Origin of the sequence: Bacillus sp. JJ1122, assembly GCF_036964885.1 — a bacterium.
Taxonomy (GTDB): Bacteria; Bacillota; Bacilli; order Bacillales; family Cytobacillaceae; genus Mesobacillus.
In genome coordinates, this window is sequence record NZ_JBALQL010000013.1 from 27,502 (window position 1) to 31,280 (window position 3,779).

Below are 3,779 nucleotides of genomic sequence, written 5' to 3' on the forward strand. Positions count from 1 at the left end.
CGCTTGCGCTTTTCTTATGCCTCAGATGTAACAGGGTGTTTCGCATGCGGTGGAAAGGATAGGTTGCCGTTTGTTTTTACAAAAAGGGCACCCTCTCTTTTAAATGGACTGAGTGAATATTCCAGTGCTTCATAATCGGGTGTGTAGTGGAACACAATCTCGTTTGTGACTCCATCGGCTATTGCGGCAAGAATCCTTTCTATGTTTACCGGAGCCTTGCTGACTACATCAATCAGGTGAACTATGTGATCCTCTTTTGAAAAAATAATGACCGCATCTTCCTGCTCAGAATAATAAAGGGAATCTGTAAATACATTTAGGACATGATACATCGTAATGCCGCCTGAATTGGTCGTGCCAAAAACATGCGAAACAGGCATTCTTTCATAAACCATTTTCTCAATTAACTGAAGGTCCTCGGTATTGGAGGTATCCAAATTTCTTAACACTTTTTCACTAAAAGTTGAAGTGGATTTAGATTCCTTTGCAAAGCCAGAAGAATGGTTTTCTGGATAGTTGGTTCCTGCCACAGTATTTGAAGGATGGTTCACCGTTACTTGTGATTCCGCTTGAAATTTCATCGTATATAATGATTCTTCCACCCGTTCAAATCCGAATTTTGGGTAAAAATCGAGAACGCTGTCATTGGCAAACAGATACATGAAGTCGTATTGATCTTTGTACTCCTCGAGGATATAATTCATCAGGCTTGCTGACAGTCCTTTGCTGCGGTAATCAGGATGGGTCATCACAGTGCCGATTTGCAAAGTTCTGCAATTGTCGCCTTCAACGATAAAATCAAGCTTATTGACTGACACATTGGCGACGATTTTATCCCCGTCTGCATAGGAGTAAGGGATATAGTGGTTGTCCCAATACCCCAATTCATGCCAGCTGCTAAAATTGATCCCGAAAATTTCATGGGCGAGTTCGATAAAACTGTTTCTTAAAAGATCATTGTCGCGATAATGGCTGACTAATTTCATTAGTTAAAACTCCTGTCATTTGATGCAAACATATATGTTTTATGGTGATAGTGAATGCCATAGATCAGACCCATGGCGAGCATATTGCCCATGAGCGAGCTGCCGCCGTAGCTGATGAAGGGCAGCGGGATGCCGGTGATTGGCAGCAGCTGAATGGTCATTCCAATATTCTGGAAGACGTGAAAAGTGACCATGCTGATCACACCAGCGCTTATATAAGTATTGAATGGATCGTTTGTATCCAAAGCTGTTTTTACTAAATGATAGACCAACAGGAAAAAGAGGCTGATGACCACGCTGCCGCCCACGAAGCCGTATTCCTCTCCAATCACACTGAAAATAAAATCAGTATGGCTTTCGGGAATATACACTTCCCGTTCGCTGAAGCCTTTGCCGGTCAGCATCCCAGAGCCAATTGCCCTGAGTGATTTGATCAAATGGTAACCATACTCACTCTGGTAGCTTTCAGGATCGATCCAGGCATAAATGCGCCCAAACTGATAGGTCTTCACTTTTAAATATTCCTTGAGTATTTCAGGTTTCCAGATGACGAGATATAGAATTCCTGCACCAAGCGCCGCGCCGCCGCCGTAAAGCGGCAAAATAATTTTCCAAGTGATGCCGGAAACGAGAATCAATCCGGTGAAGATGGCAAGGATTACAAGCGCTGTTCCAAGATCAGGCTGAAGCATAATCAGTCCGAGTGGGAACGCAGTAATCGCTCCCAGTTTGATAAAGAGGAGCAAGTCTGTTTGGAAGGTCTTTCTTTCATGTTTTTCATGATGGATGTAAATGGCTTTGCTGAGGGCAAGGATCAGAAAGACTTTCATGAATTCTGAAGGCTGGATGGAACCAATTGGATCGATGACAAACCAGCTTTTTGCATTATTGATATGGGGAGCGATGCTTGCAGGAGCAAGGTACAATCCGATGAGAAGGAAAATGCCAAACCCGTACAAATACCAGGAAAGCCTCCTGGATTGCTCGCTGTCAAATTGCATGACAACACCGATGATCCCTGCGCCGACGACGTACCAGAATATTTGCTTGAACATGAAGTTCTCACTGTATTGTCCCGTTTTCTGCGCACTGTAAATAGCTGCGCAGCTTGTCAGAAAAAACAGCATCAAAATGAACGTTAATGTCCAGTCAAACCGATCATACTTTTTCGAAGGATTTCCCATAACATACACCCTGTCCGATTTGTCTCTTGATATTTACAAATTTATGCTAACAAAGAAAAAATATCCTTACAATGCCTCTGGAGGAAACATTTTCTTATACAGAAATAATAGACGATGGAAGGGAACACTTGGTTGCTTAAAATAAACTGTTTAGGCCAAATATTATCAGCTTCAACATTCGGGATTCTTTTAGCAGGGATAGACAATAATAAAGATGTTTTTTATCCGAAAAACTGCAATTATACCGGAAAAATTTTGAGTATCAAAATAAGCTATTTTAGATGTTTTTTGTTAGAATGGAATGAGCGTCATTATGAACGGAAATGTAGCTCAATTTGTCTGAACTCAAATTCATTCTTTCGCGAATTTGAATCCACAATCCATCTTCACAGCCAAGAAATTGTCCGGGAGGTTTGCCCCTTGAAAAAGCACCATCCTTATAACCGGGAAATGGTATATGTCCATTTGAACGACCGGGATCAATATGTCCTTTCATACGGAATCGAATTTTTTGAATTTGCCCGCTCATTATCGGATTCACTCAATCATTTGCTGCTTTTGAAACATCAATATGAAGATGGTGAATTTAATAGGCATACCTTATTTGAGTATGTCCCGGAAGATAGTGTGGAAAAACTTGTTGTGGAAAATGTACATGCCTTCGGTGATTTCTGCTGGATTGATTTTGAGGAACTTGAAGCGCTGAATGTGCTTACAGGTCAGGAAATAGCGGAACTCCTCTATCTTGGACATATCAAGCATCATCTCAAGCTTCCATTCTATAATCAGCTGGGCAACCGATTTGCTTATCTTGCACACGAAGATGGCTGGTTCAATAAAACGTATTACCGGAACTTCAATGACTTTTTCCGAATGCTCGGAATTGTGATTGCCGGCAAACTTGGTGAATTGAAGCCAGAGAAAACATTGCTGGGAATCAGGAAAAAGAAATTATATCCTTCTGTGAGCAAGGAAATCTTAAAATCGCTGACTCCTGCATTAAAGGAAGGCGCTGTCTTTTCTCTCAAGCATATGCAGCAAAACCGCAACCGTCTCGAAATACCGATTTGGATCATCGGTGATTTTTCCAATATGGATGATATGTATGATGAGTTCAAAGAGGCAAGCAGGAATAACTGTGATGGCAAACTCGTATTCGATAAAAAGCTGAAGGAGTGGAGCCTGCAGGCACAATAATCCTGTTTGTGGCGAAATTTGATCTTTTTTGAAGCATTTTTTCCGCCATCGTGTATAATTGGATTTAGCGGAAAATTACATAATCATATGAATCGGGTGTCTTTTAAGGCTATGCATAGCCTTATGAAAACAAGACTTAAAAGGGAAGTTGGTGTAAATCCAACGCGGTCCCGCCACTGTGAATGGAAGCAAGCTGCAAAATGCCACTGTACAAAGTATGGGAAGGCGCAGCAAGCGATGACCATGAGCCAGGAGACCTGCCTGTTCATTGCACCAGCAAACCTACGAGGATAGGGAGGTGCCGACAGGCTCTATGTCTTTTTGTATACTAAAGAACATTTGCTTACTCGGACATCTCCCCTTCAGGTGGAGATGTTTTTTATTTTATTTAAGGTTCTGTTAAACAAGGCTG

3 protein-coding genes and 1 riboswitch are annotated in these 3,779 nt (G+C 41.7%); of the genes, 1 reads left to right on the forward strand and 2 read right to left on the reverse strand.

Going from position 1 to position 3,779, the window contains the following annotated elements; translation table 11 throughout:
• Positions 1 to 14 precede the first annotated feature (14 nt).
• Positions 15 to 986: a GNAT family N-acetyltransferase gene (locus tag V7201_RS07785; protein ID WP_335376223.1), complete on the reverse strand. Its 972-nt coding sequence runs from the start codon at positions 984 to 986 to the stop codon at positions 15 to 17.
• A complete protein-coding gene (locus V7201_RS07790) occupies positions 986 to 2,170 on the reverse strand; it encodes an FtsW/RodA/SpoVE family cell cycle protein (protein WP_335376224.1) in 1,185 nt (394 codons plus the stop codon). The genes V7201_RS07785 and V7201_RS07790 overlap by 1 nt, the downstream gene beginning before the upstream one ends.
• 420 nt (positions 2,171 to 2,590) lie before the next feature.
• Here V7201_RS07790 and V7201_RS07795 point away from each other — a divergent pair, with 420 nt between their 5' ends.
• Positions 2,591 to 3,367: a hypothetical protein gene (locus tag V7201_RS07795; RefSeq protein ID WP_335376225.1), complete on the forward strand. Its 777-nt coding sequence runs from the start codon at positions 2,591 to 2,593 to the stop codon at positions 3,365 to 3,367.
• 77 nt (positions 3,368 to 3,444) lie between these two features.
• A riboswitch (cobalamin riboswitch) is annotated at positions 3,445 to 3,646 on the forward strand.
• Positions 3,647 to 3,779: the final 133 nt, after the last annotated feature.